Here is a 218-nt window from a genome sequence, read left to right as displayed (position 1 = left end):
ATCGTGATCCAGCAACCAGACAATCGGTCGGGCAACATCCAGTTGTTGCGTAATTTCAGCAGGGGACAACCATTGTGTTTTTTCGGGGGAATGCAAAGCAAAGCGCAGGGAGCCGACCAGTTGCAATTCAGCTATTCTGCTGCCATCAGACAGCAACATATCCAGCAAGTTACGGGCATTTTCGGTTGAACGGTTCACCCAGTAGGCACGAGCCTGTA

1 protein-coding gene is annotated in these 218 nt (G+C 50.9%); it reads right to left on the bottom strand.

Annotated elements, in window-relative coordinates:
• Window positions 1-218: hypothetical protein (locus B3O33_RS06110; protein WP_292363196.1), on the bottom strand; the 218-nt coding region annotated here is incomplete at both ends.

This window comes from Methylophaga sp. UBA1464 (assembly GCF_002325665.1).
Taxonomy (GTDB): domain Bacteria; phylum Pseudomonadota; class Gammaproteobacteria; order Nitrosococcales; family Methylophagaceae; genus Methylophaga.
The sequence above is the reverse complement of the archived record's forward strand: the minus strand, read 5'-3'. Positions and strand labels throughout refer to the sequence as shown.